A 16,608-nucleotide genomic window follows, 5' to 3' on the forward strand; every position below is an offset into this window, starting at 1 on the left:
GCGGCGTAACCCACCAAGGCATTATCGTAGGGTGGCGTTAGCCGCGCGCAACGCAGCTCCGACACAGCACGCCGCGGCCGCCGCGCGGCGTAACCCACCAAGGCAGAGTCCAGCCCCACCCGCGAGCAGCCAGATCTTTCGTGAACATGCTCTAGTGCCCACAGGCCCTAAAGACATCGCAACGCCGCCTGGCCTGGCTCAACCTGCCAAGCCTCGACGGAGCCGCACTGTGCGGCGCAGCAGCATCAGGTAGACCGCCAGGTTAAGCAGCAGCACCACGCCACCAAACAGCAGTTGCAGCTGCGGCGTCAAACCGCTGGGGTAGATCAACGGGATCAGGTAGTGCTCGATAAAACCACCCGCATAGCCGGCCTCCCCGGCGGCCTGGCGCAGGCGGTTTTCCAACGGGGTCAAAGGGCAGTACAGGTGCAGGAACTCCACGGCCATGCCCCAGGCCACGGCCGGCAGATGCAACCAGACCAGCCAGCGCCAGCGCAGCAGCGCCACCCCACCGAAGAGCACGAACAGGATAAATAACAGGTGAAAAGCGACCACGCTGTCGGCGGCCAGACGGTAGAACATGGTGATGCCTCTGGGGCGGTGACCATTGGTCAGCAACACGCTGAGCAACGACGCCAGGGGTTGAGAGTCAGTCAGCAAGGGAGCCATTCCAGGCGAAGCGAAATAACCTGAATCTTTATCAGAGCCCCCAGTCGTATTAGGTAGACACGGTCATCACGCGCACTTCACGCATCCCGATGCCCTGTTTCCATTTTAAAGGTTCTGTAAAGGAGTTCGACCATGGGCCTCAGCACTATCCTGATTCTGGTATTGATTCTGCTTCTGGTGGGTGGTCTGCCGGTATTCCCCCACTCGCGCAGCTGGGGTTATGGGCCGTCGGGTATTCTCGGGACCATTCTGATTATCATCGTGGTATTGGCCTTGCTCGGCAGGATCTAGTTCTGATCTTTACCCTGGTACTGGCCTTGCTCGGAAGAATCGAGTACTGATCATTACCCAAGTACTAGCATGGCCCGGTAGGATCTGATCCCGTAGGGACATGCCGAAATAAAAAAAGCCTCGTCACCGACGGGGCTTTTTTGTGCCAGACCGGTTGACCTGGCCCGGCCCTCAGTCCACCACAAACAGCCTGGCGCCAATGGCGGTGGAAGAGCGGTGCGGCTCCGCGTTGTCGGCCACCTGATAGCTCATCCCGGCGGTCAGGACGAACGTGCGGCCATCCTCCAGCTCGGTATGCAGCTCCCCTTCCAGGCACAGCAGGATATGCCCTTTGACACACCAGTGATCGGCCAGGTAACCCGGCGAGTAATCGATCATGCGCACCCGCAGCGGGCCGAACTGCCGGGTGCGCCACTGGGCCACACCGGTGACGCCGGCATGTTCCACGGGCTCCAGGCTCGACCAGTCGGTGGTACCAAAGGGAATGGCGTCGATCTGCATAACGGCTCCTGGGGTGAGAAGAGTTACTAACCCTTAGTGGTCCAACTGGGCATGGCGCGCCAGTTCGACCTCGATAAACGCAGCGATCATCGCACGATAAACCGCCTCCACCACCGCGACTTCGGCGCCCTGCTCCCGCGCCAGCTCGCGCACCTTGGCCAACACCTGCTCGACCCGCTGCGGCGCCCGGACCGCGTCGCTGTCGTGCTTGAACGCCGCCGCCTGGTTGACATAGGCGCCGCGCTCGGCCAGCAGGCCGACCAACTGGCGATCCAGCCGGTCGATCTCGCCGCGCACGGCTTCCAGCGAAGCGCACTCGATAATGCTGTTCATGACTCCTTCCCTTGCACTTTCAAACCGGCCGACCACTAAAGCGAAACGCGGGCGACTTTGCAATGGAAACGCCACAACATAAAAAAGGGCAGTCCAGGACTGCCCTTTTTGATTAACGCCAAGCCCTTAGTGGGCAACGGCCCCGCTGGAGCCCAGGCCGGTCTGCGAGCGGACGAACTGCGGCAGGAACAGCGAACGCTCATTAGCGGCGGAACTGGACTTGTCGGTGATCGAGAAGAACCAGATGCCGGCAAAGGCCACCGCCATGGAGAACAGTGCCGGGTACTCGTAGGGGAAGATGGCCTGGGCATTGCCCAAGACCTGCACCCACACGGTTGGCCCAAGGACCATCAGCCCGACTGCCGTGGCCAGGCCCAGCCAGCCGCCGATCATGGCGCCGCGGGTGGTCAGGTTCTTCCAGTACATGCTGAGGAACAGCACCGGAAAATTGCAGCTGGCGGCGATCGAAAACGCCAGGCCGACCATAAAGGCAATGTTCTGTTTCTCGAACAGGATACCCAAGCCGATGGCCAACACGCCCAGGGCTATGGTAGTCATCTTCGAGACCCGCAGTTCGTCCTTCTCGTTGGCCTTGCCGCCCTTGAGCACGCTGGCGTACAGGTCGTGGGACACGGCCGAGGCGCCGGCCAGGGTCAAGCCGGCGACCACCGCGAGGATGGTGGCGAAGGCCACCGCCGAGATAAAGCCGAGGAACAGGCTACCGCCCACCGCATTGGCCAGGTGGATCGCGGCCATGTTGTTACCGCCCAACAGGGCGCCGGCAGCGTCCTTGAAGGCCGGGTTGGTGCTGACCAACAGGATGGCGCCAAAACCGATGATAAAGGTCAGGATGTAGAAATAACCGATAAAGCCGGTGGCGTAGAACACGCTCTTGCGCGCTTCCTTGGCATCGCTCACGGTAAAGAAGCGCATCAGGATATGCGGCAGGCCGGCGGTGCCGAACATCAGCGCCAGACCGAGGGAAATCGCCGAAATCGGGTCTTTCACCAGGGTACCGGGGCTCATGATGGCCTCGCCCTTGGCATGCACCTTCACCGCTTCGGCAAACAGGGTGCCGAAGTCGAAGTTGACGTGTTTCATCACCATCAAGGCCATAAAGGACGCGCCCGACAGCAGCAACACCGCCTTGATGATCTGCACCCAGGTGGTCGCCAGCATGCCGCCGAACAGTACGTAGAGCACCATCAGAATACCGACCAGGATCACCGCCACGTGGTAATCCAAGCCGAACAGCAGCTGGATCAGCTTGCCGGCCCCGACCATCTGCGCGATCAGGTAGAAGGCCACCACCACCAGCGAACCGCTGGCGGACAGGGTGCGGATTTCCTTCTGCTTGAGGCGATAGGAGGCCACGTCGGCAAAGGTGTATTTGCCCAGGTTGCGCAGCCGCTCGGCCATCAGAAACAGGATGATTGGCCAGCCGACCAGAAAGCCGATGGAGTAGATCAGGCCGTCGTAGCCGGAGGTGAACACCAGCGCGGAAATACCCAGGAAAGACGCGGCGGACATATAGTCGCCGGCAATCGCCAAGCCGTTCTGGAAGCCGGTGATCTTGCCTCCTGCGGTGTAATAGTCGGAGGTGGAATGGTTGCGTTTGGACGCCCAGTAAGTGATGCACAGGGTAGCGCCGACAAAGGCGACGAACATGACGATGGCCGAGACATTCAGTGGCTGGCGCTGGACCGCGCCGGTCAGGGCCTCGGCGGCCAGCAACAGCGGGCTGAACAGGCTCAGCGCGAACAACCCCAGGAGACGCGCGATCATTTCTGCACCTCGTCGAGAATGGCCTGGTTCATGTCGTCGAACTCGCCGTTAGCGCGATAGACATAGATACCGGTGAGGATAAAGGCGGAAAAGATCAACCCTACACCGATGGGGATGCCCCAGGTGGTGGTCGACTCCGGGCTGATCCGCGTGCCGAGCAACTGCGGCTCGAAGGCGATCAGCAGGATAAAGGCCAGGTACAGGCCGAGCATGATGGCTGAGAGTATCCAGGCGAAGCGCTCGCGCTTGAACACCAGTTCTCGAAAACGCGGACTCTGCTCGATCCGCCGGTAGACGCTGTCGTTCATTGTTATTGTCCTCCGCAGCACGGGTTGCTGGTGAGTCCACTCTAGTTCGCCTGTCACGGCGAGCCAGACGACCTTAGTCTTAGTCCTCCGCCCGCGCCCCAAGGGCGCGGCAGGATTTGCGAAGCCCTACTGTAATAGCCCGCTGGGCCCCTGCTACACTCGGCCATCGTCTCCCCAAGGGCTGTGTCCGCATGAAAAAATCTCTCCTCTTCGGCCTCGCTCTGGCGCTGCCATTTACTGCCTGGGGCGACAGCCTCGGTCCGCTGGATACAACGGCCGACACTTCGGCGAAAAGTGCGGCGGCACCCAGCAGTGCCGTGTTGGCGCCTTCAGCCACGAGCATTGTCCTTTCGCCCTTGTCGAGCCAGAAACACCAGGCGCTGAGCAGCGAGCGCCACGAACCCGGCACACCTCAGCGCGTGGGTCTGCGGCGAGACATTCAACCCTTGAGCAGCCGGGTGCTGACCACGGCAGCGCTGCAGTGGAGTCCGACGCCAGACGGTGGTCAGGTAGCGGCCATCAGCATCACCTCTCCCCAGGCGATCAGTCTGCGCGCCGGGATCTATGTCGACGCCCTGCCCGCATCGGCCATCCTGCGGGTGTACAGCCAGCAGTCGAAAGTCCCGATCGAGGCCTCAGGCAGCGAAGTGTTGCAAGCGATTGAAAGCAACCTGAGGGCTGGCGATACCAGTGACGAGGCACACTACTTCTGGTCCGCTCCGGTCACGGGTGACGAAATCACCCTGGAAATCGAATTGCCCGCCGGCATCGCAAGCCAATCGGTAGCGATCAGGATCCCGGCCTTGTCGCACCTGTACCGAGATCCCACCGCCAGTGGCACGCAGAAACGCGACGAGGACAATATTGGTGATTCCGGCACGTGCAATGTCAATTACCAATGCGCCGCCGCACAGGACAACACGCTGGAACAGCAGAGCCGGGCGACCGCGAAAATGGTGTTTGTCGAGCAGGGAGATAGCTACCTTTGCAGCGGCACCCTGCTGAACAATACCAACCAGGACAAGACACCCTATTTTTTGAGCGCCAACCATTGCATTTCGAATCAGACAGTGGCCTCCACCCTGGTGACCTACTGGATGTTCCGGGCGCGCTCGTGCTTCAGCACTGCCGTCGATAACGACAGCAGCATGCTGACCGGCGGAGCTCAACTGCTCTACACCAACGTAGCGAAGGACACTTCCTTTTTCGGCCTGAACAAAGCAGCACCGGCGGGCAGTGCCTTCGCTGGCTGGAATACCAACGTCGCGCTTTACAACCTGAACCAGCGCATCGTCGGCGTCCACCATCCCGCAGGTGACCTGCAAAAGGTCAGCAAGGGTTCGGTGGTCGAGTTTGTTAAGTGCAATGGCACCACCTGCGTGCCCAGCGGACAATCCTCGGCCAGCGCCGTGGAAGTGCAATGGAACACTGGAGTCACCGAGGGCGGCAGCAGTGGCTCAGGGTTGTTCAACGGGGCCGAGCTGATCGCGCACTTGTACGGTGGCGATTCCTCCTGCAGCTTCAAGCAGGGTCGTGACCAATACAGCCTGTTCGCTCCAGCCTACGATGAAGCGCTGAGCAAGTGGCTCAGCCCAGCGCCCATCGTGGAGTTTTACAATGCCGACCTGAAGCACTACTTCATCACCGGCGACCCCAACGAACAGCGTTTTGTCGACAGCGGCCAGGTCGGACGCTGGGTCAGGACCGGCCTGACCTTCAAGGCCGGGGGCAGCACCGCGGTTTGCCGCTTCTATGGCAATAGCGCCATCGACCCCAAGACCGGCACCATGTACGGCCCCAACTCGCACTTTTACACCGGTGATGCCGCGGGCTGTAAACAGCTGGTCGACCTGTACAATCCCAAGGAGCGCAGCTGGAAATTTGAAAGCCTGGACTTCTACACCCGCCTGCCGAGCAAGGACGGCGCTTGCGCAGCAGGCACGCAAGCGGTGTACCGCCTGTATAACAACGGGTTCGCCAAAGGCGAGGACTCCAATCACCGGTTCGTCACCGACGCCAGCGTGATTCCGAAGATGGTCGAGGAAGGCTGGCTGGATGAGGGCGTCAATATGTGCGCGCCCCTGTAAAGTTCTGCTGAGGCGCCGCTCGCCCCTATAGTCGAACATGCTCATAACGGCCGCCCCACACGGGGTAGGCCGTTTTTTTTGGCCTGCTCGAAGGGCGCTCGGCGACTGCGGCCCCGCCAGGCGGCCCAGCAGCGCGCACAGGTGGCACGACGGCAATCCGCTCACGGCTAGTGCACGAACGACGGGCATAAAAAAACGCCGCTGGCCCTCGGGCTCCAGCGGCGTTGTTCGGTCAGTGGCGGATTACTGCAGCCATTCCTTGACTCGTTCAGGGTTGGCATCGACCCATTTTTTCGCCGCGTCGGCCGGTTTGGCGCCCTCTTCGATCGCCAGCATCACCTCACCAATCTCGCTGGGTTTCCAGGTGAATTTCTTCAGGAAGGCGACTACGGTCGGCGCCTTGGCTTCCAGGCCTAGGTTGGCGATGCTGTCGACGTGCTCGGCGGCACCGTAAATGCCTTTGGGGTCCTCAAGGAAGCGCAATTTCCATTTGGCGAACATCCAGTGCGGAATCCAGCCGGTCACCGCGATCGGTTTTTCCGAGCGGATCGAACGTGCCAGTTCAGCGGTCATCGCGCTGCCGGAGCTGGCCAGCAGCTTGTAGTCAAGGCCATAGGCCTTGATCGCCTCGTCGGTCTTGAGCATCACACCCGAACCGGCATCGATACCGACGATCCGGCCGGCAAAGCCGTCCTTCTGCGCTTGCAGGTCGCCGATGCTCTTGGCCGTCACGTACTCGGGAACGATCAGGCCGATCTTGGCGTCATTGAAGTTCGGCCCCAGGTTCACCACCTGATCCTTCATCTTCTCGTAATAGGCGCCATGGGTCACCGGCAACCAGGCCGACAACATCGCATCCAGCTGCCCCTTGGCCACGCCTTGCCACATGATGCCAGTCGCCACCGGCATCAATTGCACGTCATAGCCGAGTTTCGACTTGATCACTTCCGCAGCCACATGGGTGGTCGCCACACTGTCCGACCAACCGTCGACATAGCCGATCTTCAGCGCGGCCTTGTCGGCCGCACCCGACAACCCGGCACTGGCGGCCAGCACCAGACCCGCTCCCAACCCTAGCAAACGTCGCATCTTCATCGTTGCTTCCCCGAAAGTGACGCGCCCGGCGGCTGCCGAGCGATGTTGTTATGTGTGTGCTGTCTTGGTGTGCGCCTCCATCACGCGGTGTCGCACTTGACCTGACTGTCAGCGGAGTACCGACCCTTGGATAATCGACCTGGGGCCAACCCGCCCATGCTCTGGCAACGACCTCGATACAACGAAGAACGACAAGGCGTGCCCGCCGAAGCCGCGAATCGAGCCTTTTGCCATTATCCGCCCCGCTGCCGGCCACACAGTAAGAGCGCTTAACGGGGCGGTCCGGCGCACGGCAGACAGATAAGCTGCAGCTGCTGGTTTATCCCTGCGCCTAATCGGCTAAGATGCCCGACTTTGTTCCTCAGACGCGCCTGACCATGCCCGCCATTCGCCGTTTCCCGTTGTTACCCTACTGCTTAGCCAGCCTGCTTGCGCTGGCCGCCCTTGCCGGACTCTGGTATGGCATCGGCCAACCCGTGGTGCTGGCGGATGCCGCCACCGCGACCCACAAGCTGCAATGCGCGTCCTATACGCCGTTCGACAAGGACCAGTCGCCCTTCGACCAGCCCTTTGCCTTGCGTCCGGAGCGAATGGATGCCGACCTCGCCCAACTGGCCAGTCGTTTTCACTGTATCCGCACCTATTCGGTGACGGGTCTGGAGGCGTTGCCGGAACTGGCGCGCAAACACGGCCTGAAACTGATGCTAGGCGCCTGGGTCAACGGCAACCCGGTCGACACGGCCAAGGAGATCGATGGCCTGGTCAAGGCGGCCAATACCTACCCCGATGTGATCGACGCCGTCATCGTCGGCAACGAAGCACTGCTACGCAAGGAAGTCACCGGCGCCCAACTGGCCGAGCTGATCGCCCAAGTCAAGGCCCAGGTCAAGCAACCGGTGACCTACGCCGATGTCTGGGAGTTCTGGCTGGAACACCCGGAAGTGGCGCCGGCGGTGGACTTCCTGACCATTCACTTGCTGCCCTACTGGGAAGACGACCCCAGCGGCATCGACGAGGCCCTGGCCCATGTGGCGCAGATCCGCCAGGTGTTCGGTAATCGTTTTGCCCCCAAGGACATCCTGATCGGCGAGACCGGCTGGCCCAGCGAAGGCCGCCAGCGCGAAACAGCCCTGCCCAGCCGGGTCAACGAGGCCCGTTTTATCCGCGGCTTTGTCGCCCTGGCCGAGCAGAACGGTTGGCGCTACAACCTGATCGAAGCCTTTGACCAACCCTGGAAACGGGTCAGCGAAGGCGCAGTGGGTGGTTACTGGGGCCTGTTCGATGCTGACCGCCAGGACAAGGGTGTGCTGGCCGGGCCGGTCTCCAACCTGCCGCACTGGGCGTTCTGGCTGACCTTCAGCGGCAGCATCGCCTTTGCTACCCTGCTGCTGGCCGGTCGGCCGGCCTCGACCCGCGCCGCCCTGCTGTTGCCAGTGTTGGCCGCCCTGGGCGGCGCCTGTATCGGCCTGTGGGGCGAATTGGCGCGAGTCACCAGCCGCTTTGCCGGCGAATGGCTGTGGGCGGGCGCGCTGATCGCTTTGAACCTGCTGGTGCTGGCCCACGCGGCGCTGGTCCTGTCGGCCCGCGGCGGCCTGCGTGATCGACTCTACGCCTGGCTGCAGGCCCGCGCGGGCTGGTGGCTGGCGGCGGCCGGTTTCGCCGGCGCCGTTTCGATGCTGGCGATGGTCTTCGATGCCCGTTACCGCAGTTTCGCCAGCGCCGCCCTGCTGTTGCCCGCGCTGGTCTACCTGTGCCGACCGGTGCGCGGCCCGCGTCGGGAAGTCGCCTTGCTGGCCTTTATCATCGGCGCCGGCATCGTTCCCCAGCTCTACGACGAAACCCTTGGCAATCTGCAGGCCATTGGCTGGGCCGCGGTCAGCCTGTTGCTGGTGGTGGCGCTCTGGCGCAGCTTGCGCCTGCCGAATCAGTAAAACGCCCGGGACAAAAAAGGCTGCCCGCGGGCAGCCTTTTTTTGGCCGGCGCGGCGAGCCTCAGTGCACCGGACGCGGCGCGCGAACCAGACGCAAGGCGGCGATCACCAGGGCAAACACCGCCAGACTGGCGCTGTAGAGCACCAGCGCCGGCACCGCGAACAACAGCGCCAGTACCGCCAAAACCCGCCCTGCACGTCCGGGTGCAACAAAGGCGAGCAGCGCACCGAGCAGGCCGGCCCAAGCCAGAACCCGCAGATGGATGATCAGCCCCAGGCCCGAACGCGCCTGGCATTCCCAGCGCGAAGCGTCGGCGACGCAGGCGGCCACCCACTGATTGTCCTCCATCAGCCCGTAGCGCAGGCCATAACTGCCGGCCAGCCACAGCGCCAAGCCCAGCAGCAACAGGATTACAAACAAACGGCGCGACATGCGGCTCTCCCCATCGACATTGAAAAACGGCGCTCAGCATAATCCCCCGCCCGTGGTATGCAAGGCAAAATCGCGCCCGTTACACTGGGCGCTGATTGTTGCAACGAGCTCACCGATGAACCCACGTCGCCTGCTGTGGCTGTGCGCCCTTCTGGCCGGCCTCTGGCTGATCTGGCCCGCGCTGCGGCCCAGCGCGCCCGTACCGGGTGCGCCGCAACCGCTGGCGAGTGGCGCGTGGCGGGTCGACCAGTTTACCCTCACGGCCCTTGAACCCTTTGCCCTGGAGGGCCGTGTGCTCGGCCGCGAGGATTACCGGTTTGACCCCGGCGCCCGACTGTCACCGACCGACCTGGTGATGGGCTGGGGCCCCATGGCCGACCCCCAAGTGCTGCAACACCTGCGAATCAGCCAGAGCAATCGCTGGTACTTCTGGCGCGCGGAGTCCTTGCCGATCCCCCGCCGGGAGATCGAAACCCACAGCGCCAATATGCATTTTATCCCCGCCAACGCCGCGGCCGCCGCCGCCTTGGCGAACACCCGTAGCGGTCAGCGCATCCGTTTCAGTGGGCAGCTGGTCAGTGTCCAGGGCGATGACGGCTTCACCTGGGTCAGCTCGCGCACCCGCGACGACACCGGCAATGGCGCCTGTGAACTGATTTGGCTGGAGCAGCTGACCCCGTTGGAATAGGACGCAGCGCTCTGTCGCCGTTCCACAGCGCAACCAGACCCTGTATTGTCAGTGGCAGGCTGCAATCCAGGCACAACTGCAACTTTGCAGCGAACTAGTGGCACTTCGCCGAGTTATACCTGTCATAGTCCGCGCGCCACTTCTACCACCGAGCACGCTTTGCTCCCAAAGGGATCCAGAAATGCCCGTTTTTTACCGTCTTGCCGGTCTGGTCAGCGCCTTGCTCCTGAGCCTTTCGCTGCAGGCGGCCGACATTGATGCGGCCACCTATGGCTATCCCCTGAGCAACCCGTTCGAAGCAACCATCGCCACCACACCGCCGGAGTTGCGCCCCGAACTGCCCTTGGACGAGGACATCGACCAGGCCGACTACGAGGTGCAGCTGCGGCCCGAACGCGAATTCAGTCTGCCCGACAACTTCTGGCCGGTGACCAAACTGCGTTACCGCATGGCCCGCCAGGACGGTCCGGCACCTTTGATGTTTATCATTTCCGGGACCGGGGCGCCCTATTCGAGCAGCCATGCCGACTACCTCAAGCGCCTGTTCTACGGGGCCGGCTACCATGTGGTGCAGCTGTCCTCACCGACCAGCTACGACTTCATGGCCGCCGCCTCACGGCATGCCACGCCGGGCATTTCCAGCGAAGACGCCGATGACCTGTACCGCGTGATGCAGGCGGTGCGGGCGCAACACCCCAAACTGCAGGTCACCGAATATCACCTGACCGGCTACAGCCTGGGCGCCCTGCACGCGGCATTTGTCAGCCAGTTGGACGAAACCCGTCGTAGCTTCAATTTCAAGCGGGTGCTGATGCTCAACCCGCCGGTCAACCTCTACACCTCGATCACCAACCTGGACCGTCTGGTGCAGACCGACGTCAAGGGTATCAACAACAACACCACCTTCTATGAGCTGGTGCTGAGCAAACTGACCCGCTATTTCCAGCAGAAGGGGTACGTCGATATCAACGACGCCCTGCTGTATGACTTCCAGGAATCCAAGCAGCGCCTGTCCGACGAGCAAATGGCGATGCTGATCGGCACCTCGTTTCGGTTTTCGTCGGCGGATATCGCCTTTACCTCGGACCTGATCAACCGCCGCGGCCTGATCACCCCCACGGGCTATCCGATCAGCGAAGGCACCAGCCTGACGCGCTTCTTCAAGCGGGCGCTGCAGTGCGACTTCGACTGCTACATGACCGAGCAATTGATTCCCATGTGGCGTGCCCGCGCTGACGGCGGCAGCATGCTGCAACTGATCGACCAGGTGAGCCTGTACGCCCTGGAGGACTACCTGAAAAAAAGCAGCAAGATCGCCGTGATGCATAACGCCGACGACGTCATTCTCGGGCCCGGCGACCTCGGCTTCCTGCGCCGCACCCTGGGCGATCGCCTGACCGTCTACCCCCACGGCGGCCATTGCGGCAACCTCAATTACCGCGTCAATAGCGACGCCATGCTGGAGTTCTTCCGTGGTTAAGAAAGTCCTCTCGCTCGCCCTGCTGCTGGGCTGCGCCCAGGTCCAGGGGGCCGACCCGGTCGAACCGGATGGCTTCACCGAGCCACTCAAACAGCTGAAATTCAACCCGGGGCTGGACCAGCGCGAGTTCGAGCGCTCGACCCTCAACGCCTTGAACGTCTACGACCCGTTCGAATCCTGGAACCGCCGGGTCTACCACTTTAACTACCGCTTCGACGAGTGGGTGTTTCTGCCGGTGGTCCGCGGCTACACCTATGTCACGCCGCGTCTGGTGCGCACCGGGGTAAACAACTTCTTCGGCAACCTGGGCGAGGTGCCGAGCCTGGTCAACAGCCTGCTGCAACTCAAGGGGCAACGGGCGCTGAACACCAGCGGGCGGCTGCTGGTCAATACCACGGTCGGCGTGGTCGGCCTGTGGGACGCCGCGACCCGTTTCGGCCTGCCGCGGCAATCCGAAGACTTCGGCCAGACCCTGGGCTTTTATGGAGTGCCTGAGGGCCCCTACCTGATGCTGCCGCTGCTCGGCCCCTCCAACGCCCGCGACACCGGCGGACTGGTGGCCGACTTCACCCTGGAAAGCCAGATCAACTTCCTCAACGTAGCGGAGTTCAGCAGCGACCATCCGGAGGTCACCGTCCTCAAGGTGGTCGATCAGCGGGCCAGCACGGCGTTCCGCTATGGCCAGCTGAACTCGCCCTTCGAGTACGACAAGATTCGCTTTGTCTACACCGAGGCACGCAAACTGCAGATCGCCGACTGAGGCGCCCGGCGCTCCCGGTTACGCCGCTTAGCTGCTCAGCCGGGCCGCCACGATGGGGGTCTCCGGCGCACCGGCCAAGCCGAGAAAGCGTACCAGCGCCTCTTTCTGCGCCATTGCATCCTGGTACCCCAGCTCGATCAGCTCGTTGCAGTAGCCCGGCTCGAACAGCAGGTAACTGAGCACCGCGGCGCCACTCGCCTTGGTCGCGCCGGGGCCGCGCAGAAACAGGCGCATGGCCTTGGGCAATTCGTGGCGGTGGCGGGCGGCGATCATGTCCAGCGGCTGGCTGGGGGCAATCACCAGCACCTCCACGGGTTTCAGGCCCAAGCCACGGGAGGCGATCTCGCTGGGCAGCAAACGGCTCATATGATTGATCCGCTCGAGCAGCTCGATATCACCTTCCAGGTTGTCGATAAAGGTGCTGTTGAGCATATGGCCGCTGATCTGCGCCAGGCTGGGCGGCAGGCCGGTCTGGGTGCGAGGCGCCGGCTGGTTGGTGTTGAGCCCCTGCGGATTGCCGCTGACCCCCACTACCAGCACTCGCGTCGCCCCCAGATGCAAGGCCGGACTGATCGGCGCCGACTGGCGCAAGGCGCCATCGCCGAAGTATTCACGGTTGACCTTCACCGGCGGGAAAATCAAGGGTATGGCGGCGCTGGCCAGCAGGTGGTCGACGCCCAGTCGGGTCGGCACGCCGACCCGACGATGGCGGAACCAGGGGTCGATCGTCGCGCGCCCTTGGTAGAAGGTCACCGCCTGCCCCGATTCGTAGCCGAATGCGGTCACCGCCACTGCTCGCAGCTGGCGCAGGCGCACGGCGGCGGCGATGCCGCTGAAGTCCATTTCCCGGCTCAACAGTTCGCGCAACGGGGCATTGTCCAACAGCGCCACGGGCACTTGCCGCCCCATGCCGAGCAGGCTATGACCGAGAAAGCGCCCGGCCTGGCGCCACACCCCGGACCAGTCGCTGCGGTACACCTGCGACGTGTGAAAGCCCTGCCAGACGGCCGTCAAACGATGGACCGCCTCGGTAAAATGCAGCGCTCCGCACGCCAAGCCAACCGCGTTGATGGCCCCGGCCGAGGTGCCGACTATGACCGGAAAGGGATTGTGCGCCGCGTTCGGCAGCAGGTCGGCGATGGCCGCCAGCACGCCCACTTGATACGCCGCCCGGGCACCGCCCCCGGAAAGGATCAGCCCGGTCACCAACTGGTCACCGCGCACAGCATGATTCATGAGCGCACTCCGAGGTTTCCCGCAGTATAGAGGCCGCCCGTGGCGGGCGCCGCTGTGACCGGTCTAGGCCTTTTTCGGGTAAAGCCTGGGCTCCCCTGGCGGACGGGTCTTGAAACGACGGTGGGCCCACAGGTACTGCTCCGGACACTGGCCGACGGCCGTCTCGATCCAGCGGTTGATGCGCAGACAGTCGGCGTCTTCCACCGGGCCCGGAAAGTCCTTCAGGGCCGGGTAGAGCTGCAAACGGTAGCCCGAGCCGTCCGCCAGGCGCACCTGGGTAAAAGGCACCACCCGGGCGCGGCCCAGCCGGGCAAATTTGCTGGTGGCCGTCACCGTGGCCGCCTGGATGCCGAACAAGGGCACGAATAGGCTTTGCTTGGGGCCATAGTCCTGGTCAGGGGCGTACCAGATGGCCCGACCGCTGCGCAGGGACTTGAGCATGCCACGCACATCGTCACGGTCGATCGCCGTGGCATCCGGGTTATGCCGCTCGCGGCCGCGGCGCTGGATAAAATCGAACAGGGCATTCTTATGCTCGCGGTACATGCCGTCGATGGTATGGCGCTGACTGAGCAAAGCCGCGCCGATTTCCAGGGTGGTGTAATGCAGCGCCATAAGAATGACGCCCTGCCCCGCGGCTTCAGCCTGCTGCAAATGTTCCAGGCCCTCAACCTGGGCCAGTCGCGCCAACCGCCTACGCGGCCACCACCAGCTCATCGCCATCTCGAAAAACGCGATGCCGGTGGAGGCGAAATTGGCCCGCAACAGGCGCTCGCGAGCGGCCTCATCCAAGGCCGGAAAGCACAACGCCAGGTTGCGCGCGGCAATCCGCCGACGCGCGCCGGCCAGCCGGTACATGACCCAACCCAGCCCCGTGCCCAGGCGCAGCAACAACCGGTAGGGCAGCTGCACGATCAGCCAGAGCAGGCCCAGGCCCAGCCACAGGGGCCAGAACCGCGGGTGCAGGAAGTAGGCGCGAAAAGGCGGACGATCCATCTCGGGTTCCGGAAGGCGACTGGGCCGCGCATTCTACAGGACTGCGCGGTGCTTGCGGCCCACCGGGGTTCTCGTTATAAGTCCCGGGGCTGTTTCCTCCAGCGCCGTCTTCGTCCACCAGGGCCCACCAGGCAAATCATGAGTCAAGCTGACCTTCTCGACCAAGAACCCGTGTTTCAGCTCAAGGGCAGCATGCTTGCCATTACCGTGCTGGAACTGACCCACAACGACCTCGAACGCCTGGACCGGCAGCTGGCCGCCAAGGTTGCCCAGGCGCCGAACTTCTTCAGCAACACCCCGCTGGTGCTGGCCCTGGACAAACTGCCGGACAGCGAAGGTGTGGTGAAGCTGGCCGCGCTGATGGCGCTGTGTCAGCGCCATGGTCTGCGCACCCTGGCCATTCGAGCCAGCCGCGCCTCGGACATCGCCGCTGCCCAGAGCCTGGACCTGCCCGTGCTGCCGCCATCGGGCGCCCGCGAGCGCCCGGTGGAGCCCGCTGCCGAAAGCGTGGCTGCGGTGAAACCCGTCGAAAACGTGGAAAAAGTCGAGAAACCCAGCGAGCCGGAGGTCAAACCCACGCGGATCGTCACCACGCCGATTCGTGGCGGCCAGCAGGTCTATGCCCAGGGCGGCGACCTGATCGTGATGGCGCCGGTGAGTGCCGGTGCGGAACTTCTGGCCGATGGCAATATCCATGTCTACGGCCCTATGCGTGGCCGCGCCCTGGCCGGCATCAAAGGCAACCTGCAGGCGCGGATTTTCTGCCAGCAACTGGGCGCCGAATTGCTCTCCATCGGCGGCCATTACAAGGTCGCCGAAGACCTGCGCCGCGACCCCGCCTGGGGCCGCGCGGTACAGGTCAGCCTGTCGGGGGACGTGTTGAACATCACCCGCCTTTAACGGATACTGCCGCCATTTTTAAGGATTAGAAAATCCTTTCTTCTTAGGGGTGAAACACCTTGGCCAAGATTCTCGTAGTCACATCCGGCAAGGGTGGCGTGGGTAAAACGACTACCAGCGCCGCCATCGGAACCGGCCTCGCCCTGCGCGGGCACAAAACCGTCATCGTCGACTTTGACGTCGGCCTGCGCAACCTCGACCTGATCATGGGTTGCGAGCGAAGGGTGGTGTATGACTTCGTCAATGTGGTCAACGGCGAAGCGACCCTGACCCAGGCGCTGATCAAGGACAAACGCCTGGAAAACCTCTACGTGCTGGCGGCCAGCCAGACCCGGGACAAGGACGCCTTGACCCAGGACGGCGTAGAAAAGATCCTCAACGAGCTGAAGCAGAATTTCGAATATGTGGTCTGCGACTCGCCGGCCGGTATCGAAAAAGGTGCCCACCTGGCCATGTACTTCGCAGACGAAGCGATTATCGTGACCAACCCGGAAGTGTCCTCGGTTCGTGACTCGGACCGCATGCTCGGCCTGCTGGCCAGCAAATCGCGCCGCGCGGAAAAGGGCGAAGAGGCAATCAAGGAACACCTGCTGCTGACCCGCTACAACCCGCAACGAGTCAGTGACGGCGAAATGCTCGGCGTCGAAGACGTCAAAGAGATTCTGGCAGTCGCCCTGCTGGGTGTCATTCCAGAATCCCAGGCCGTACTCAAGGCTTCCAACTCAGGCGTGCCGGTCATTCTCGACGACCAGAGCGATGCCGGTCAGGCATACAGCGATGCGGTCGATCGCCTGCTGGGCAAGAACGTGGAGCATCGTTTTCTCGATGTAACGAAGAAGGGATTCTTCGAGCGCCTGTTTGGAGGTAGATAATGAATCTTTTTGACTTCTTTCGTGCCAGCAAAAAAGTCAGCACCGCGTCGGTAGCGAAAGAGCGTCTACAGATTATCGTGGCGCACGAACGCGGCCAACGCAGTACACCGGACTACCTGCCAGCCTTGCAGAAGGAATTGGTCGAGGTCATCCGCAAGTACGTCAATATCGGGTCCGATGACGTGCACGTCGCTCTGGAAAACCAGGGCAGTTGCTCGATTCTGGAACTCAATATCACCCTGCC

Annotated in this window: 18 protein-coding genes; 9 read left to right on the forward strand and 9 right to left on the reverse strand. The window is 62.8% G+C overall.

Features of this window, described 5'->3' with window-relative positions; genetic code table 11:
- Nucleotides 1-198: 198 nt before the first annotated feature.
- Entirely contained in the window at nucleotides 199-582 is a 384-nt protein-coding gene (locus tag ABWY06_RS07905) for a DUF2784 domain-containing protein (RefSeq protein WP_353925036.1), read from the reverse strand.
- A 219-nt stretch (nucleotides 583-801) separates the two neighbouring features.
- Here ABWY06_RS07905 and ABWY06_RS07910 point away from each other — a divergent pair, with 219 nt between their 5' ends.
- Nucleotides 802-960, forward strand: coding sequence for a DUF3309 family protein (locus ABWY06_RS07910; protein ID WP_353925020.1), 159 nt, complete (start codon nucleotides 802-804; stop codon nucleotides 958-960).
- A gap of 171 nt (nucleotides 961-1,131) precedes the next feature.
- Here the strand turns inward: ABWY06_RS07910 and ABWY06_RS07915 are convergent, their stop codons facing one another.
- From ABWY06_RS07915 to ABWY06_RS07930, 4 genes are all read right to left on the reverse strand, one after another.
- Nucleotides 1,132-1,461 (reverse strand): DHCW motif cupin fold protein, encoded by a 330-nt coding sequence (locus ABWY06_RS07915; protein ID WP_353925021.1) that lies wholly within the window; start codon nucleotides 1,459-1,461, stop codon nucleotides 1,132-1,134.
- 33 nt (nucleotides 1,462-1,494) lie between these two features.
- Complete coding sequence (locus tag ABWY06_RS07920; RefSeq protein ID WP_353925022.1) at nucleotides 1,495-1,794, reverse strand: chorismate mutase; 300 nt, start codon at nucleotides 1,792-1,794, stop codon at nucleotides 1,495-1,497.
- A 126-nt stretch (nucleotides 1,795-1,920) separates the two neighbouring features.
- Complete coding sequence (locus ABWY06_RS07925) at nucleotides 1,921-3,579, reverse strand: cation acetate symporter (protein ID WP_353925023.1); 1,659 nt, start codon at nucleotides 3,577-3,579, stop codon at nucleotides 1,921-1,923.
- Nucleotides 3,576-3,887 carry a DUF485 domain-containing protein gene (locus ABWY06_RS07930; protein ID WP_353925024.1) on the reverse strand — a complete coding sequence of 104 codons (312 nt, stop codon included), beginning with the start codon at nucleotides 3,885-3,887 and terminating at the stop codon, nucleotides 3,576-3,578. The genes ABWY06_RS07925 and ABWY06_RS07930 overlap by 4 nt, the downstream gene beginning before the upstream one ends.
- 191 nt (nucleotides 3,888-4,078) lie before the next feature.
- Between ABWY06_RS07930 and ABWY06_RS07935 the strand changes: the two genes are divergently transcribed.
- Complete coding sequence (locus tag ABWY06_RS07935; protein ID WP_353925025.1) at nucleotides 4,079-5,974, forward strand: trypsin-like serine peptidase; 1,896 nt, start codon at nucleotides 4,079-4,081, stop codon at nucleotides 5,972-5,974.
- Nucleotides 5,975-6,217: 243 nt separating this feature from the next.
- On the opposite strand, the gene ABWY06_RS07940 is transcribed toward ABWY06_RS07935, so the two are convergent.
- Complete coding sequence (locus ABWY06_RS07940) at nucleotides 6,218-7,063, reverse strand: glycine betaine ABC transporter substrate-binding protein (protein ID WP_502948172.1); 846 nt, start codon at nucleotides 7,061-7,063, stop codon at nucleotides 6,218-6,220.
- Nucleotides 7,064-7,446: 383 nt separating this feature from the next.
- On the opposite strand from ABWY06_RS07940, the gene ABWY06_RS07945 reads away from it, so the two are divergent.
- The gene (locus ABWY06_RS07945) at nucleotides 7,447-9,000 is read left to right on the forward strand and encodes a glycoside hydrolase family 17 protein (protein ID WP_353925027.1); all 1,554 of its coding nucleotides are present in this window, start codon (nucleotides 7,447-7,449) and stop codon (nucleotides 8,998-9,000) included.
- Nucleotides 9,001-9,060: 60 nt separating this feature from the next.
- On the opposite strand, the gene ABWY06_RS07950 is transcribed toward ABWY06_RS07945, so the two are convergent.
- Nucleotides 9,061-9,432, reverse strand: coding sequence for a hypothetical protein (locus ABWY06_RS07950; RefSeq protein ID WP_353925028.1), 372 nt, complete (start codon nucleotides 9,430-9,432; stop codon nucleotides 9,061-9,063).
- A 115-nt stretch (nucleotides 9,433-9,547) separates the two neighbouring features.
- Here ABWY06_RS07950 and ABWY06_RS07955 point away from each other — a divergent pair, with 115 nt between their 5' ends.
- From ABWY06_RS07955 to ABWY06_RS07965, 3 genes are all read left to right on the forward strand, one after another.
- Nucleotides 9,548-10,120, forward strand: coding sequence for a hypothetical protein (locus ABWY06_RS07955; RefSeq protein WP_353925029.1), 573 nt, complete (start codon nucleotides 9,548-9,550; stop codon nucleotides 10,118-10,120).
- A gap of 181 nt (nucleotides 10,121-10,301) precedes the next feature.
- A complete protein-coding gene (gene mlaY, locus ABWY06_RS07960) occupies nucleotides 10,302-11,600 on the forward strand; it encodes a lipid asymmetry maintenance lipase MlaY (protein WP_353925030.1) in 1,299 nt (432 codons plus the stop codon).
- The gene (locus ABWY06_RS07965; RefSeq protein ID WP_502948171.1) at nucleotides 11,593-12,360 is read left to right on the forward strand and encodes an MlaA family lipoprotein; all 768 of its coding nucleotides are present in this window, start codon (nucleotides 11,593-11,595) and stop codon (nucleotides 12,358-12,360) included. Before mlaY ends, ABWY06_RS07965 begins: the two co-directional genes overlap by 8 nt.
- Before the next feature lie 27 nt (nucleotides 12,361-12,387).
- Here ABWY06_RS07965 and ABWY06_RS07970 read toward each other — a convergent pair whose 3' ends face one another.
- Complete coding sequence (locus ABWY06_RS07970; RefSeq protein ID WP_353925031.1) at nucleotides 12,388-13,596, reverse strand: patatin-like phospholipase family protein; 1,209 nt, start codon at nucleotides 13,594-13,596, stop codon at nucleotides 12,388-12,390.
- Between the two features lie 63 nt (nucleotides 13,597-13,659).
- On the reverse strand, nucleotides 13,660-14,592 hold the full coding sequence (locus tag ABWY06_RS07975) for a lipid A biosynthesis lauroyl acyltransferase (protein ID WP_353925032.1): 933 nt from the start codon (nucleotides 14,590-14,592) through the stop codon (nucleotides 13,660-13,662).
- Nucleotides 14,593-14,730: 138 nt separating this feature from the next.
- Between ABWY06_RS07975 and minC the strand changes: the two genes are divergently transcribed.
- From minC to minE, 3 genes are all read left to right on the forward strand, one after another.
- Nucleotides 14,731-15,492, forward strand: coding sequence for a septum site-determining protein MinC (gene minC, locus ABWY06_RS07980; protein WP_353925033.1), 762 nt, complete (start codon nucleotides 14,731-14,733; stop codon nucleotides 15,490-15,492).
- Nucleotides 15,493-15,551: 59 nt separating this feature from the next.
- On the forward strand, nucleotides 15,552-16,364 hold the full coding sequence (gene minD / locus ABWY06_RS07985) for a septum site-determining protein MinD (RefSeq protein ID WP_353925034.1): 813 nt from the start codon (nucleotides 15,552-15,554) through the stop codon (nucleotides 16,362-16,364).
- A partial coding sequence (gene minE, locus ABWY06_RS07990) for a cell division topological specificity factor MinE (RefSeq protein ID WP_353925035.1) occupies nucleotides 16,364-16,608 on the forward strand: 245 nt, incomplete at its 3' end. The genes minD and minE, both read left to right, overlap by 1 nt.

The organism is Pseudomonas sp. (genome assembly GCF_040514055.1).
Taxonomy (GTDB): Bacteria; Pseudomonadota; Gammaproteobacteria; order Pseudomonadales; family Pseudomonadaceae; genus Aquipseudomonas.

Bases quoted from the DNA above. Each gene is read 5' to 3' on its own strand.
- minC (WP_353925033.1), top strand. From the start codon at position 14,731: ATGAGTCAAGCTGACCTTCTCGACCAAGAACCCGTGTTTCAGCTCAAG.
- ABWY06_RS07910 (WP_353925020.1), top strand. From the start codon at position 802: ATGGGCCTCAGCACTATCCTGATTCTGGTATTGATTCTGCTTCTGGTG.
- ABWY06_RS07945 (WP_353925027.1), top strand. From the start codon at position 7,447: ATGCCCGCCATTCGCCGTTTCCCGTTGTTACCCTACTGCTTAGCCAGC.
- mlaY (WP_353925030.1), top strand. From the start codon at position 10,302: ATGCCCGTTTTTTACCGTCTTGCCGGTCTGGTCAGCGCCTTGCTCCTG.
- ABWY06_RS07975 (WP_353925032.1), bottom strand. From the start codon at position 14,592: ATGGATCGTCCGCCTTTTCGCGCCTACTTCCTGCACCCGCGGTTCTGG.
- ABWY06_RS07955 (WP_353925029.1), top strand. From the start codon at position 9,548: ATGAACCCACGTCGCCTGCTGTGGCTGTGCGCCCTTCTGGCCGGCCTC.
- ABWY06_RS07950 (WP_353925028.1), bottom strand. From the start codon at position 9,432: ATGTCGCGCCGTTTGTTTGTAATCCTGTTGCTGCTGGGCTTGGCGCTG.
- ABWY06_RS07905 (WP_353925036.1), bottom strand. From the start codon at position 582: ATGTTCTACCGTCTGGCCGCCGACAGCGTGGTCGCTTTTCACCTGTTA.
- ABWY06_RS07930 (WP_353925024.1), bottom strand. From the start codon at position 3,887: ATGAACGACAGCGTCTACCGGCGGATCGAGCAGAGTCCGCGTTTTCGA.
- ABWY06_RS07915 (WP_353925021.1), bottom strand. From the start codon at position 1,461: ATGCAGATCGACGCCATTCCCTTTGGTACCACCGACTGGTCGAGCCTG.
- ABWY06_RS07970 (WP_353925031.1), bottom strand. From the start codon at position 13,596: ATGAATCATGCTGTGCGCGGTGACCAGTTGGTGACCGGGCTGATCCTT.
- ABWY06_RS07935 (WP_353925025.1), top strand. From the start codon at position 4,079: ATGAAAAAATCTCTCCTCTTCGGCCTCGCTCTGGCGCTGCCATTTACT.
- ABWY06_RS07920 (WP_353925022.1), bottom strand. From the start codon at position 1,794: ATGAACAGCATTATCGAGTGCGCTTCGCTGGAAGCCGTGCGCGGCGAG.
- ABWY06_RS07925 (WP_353925023.1), bottom strand. From the start codon at position 3,579: ATGATCGCGCGTCTCCTGGGGTTGTTCGCGCTGAGCCTGTTCAGCCCG.
- ABWY06_RS07940 (WP_502948172.1), bottom strand. From the start codon at position 7,063: ATGCGACGTTTGCTAGGGTTGGGAGCGGGTCTGGTGCTGGCCGCCAGT.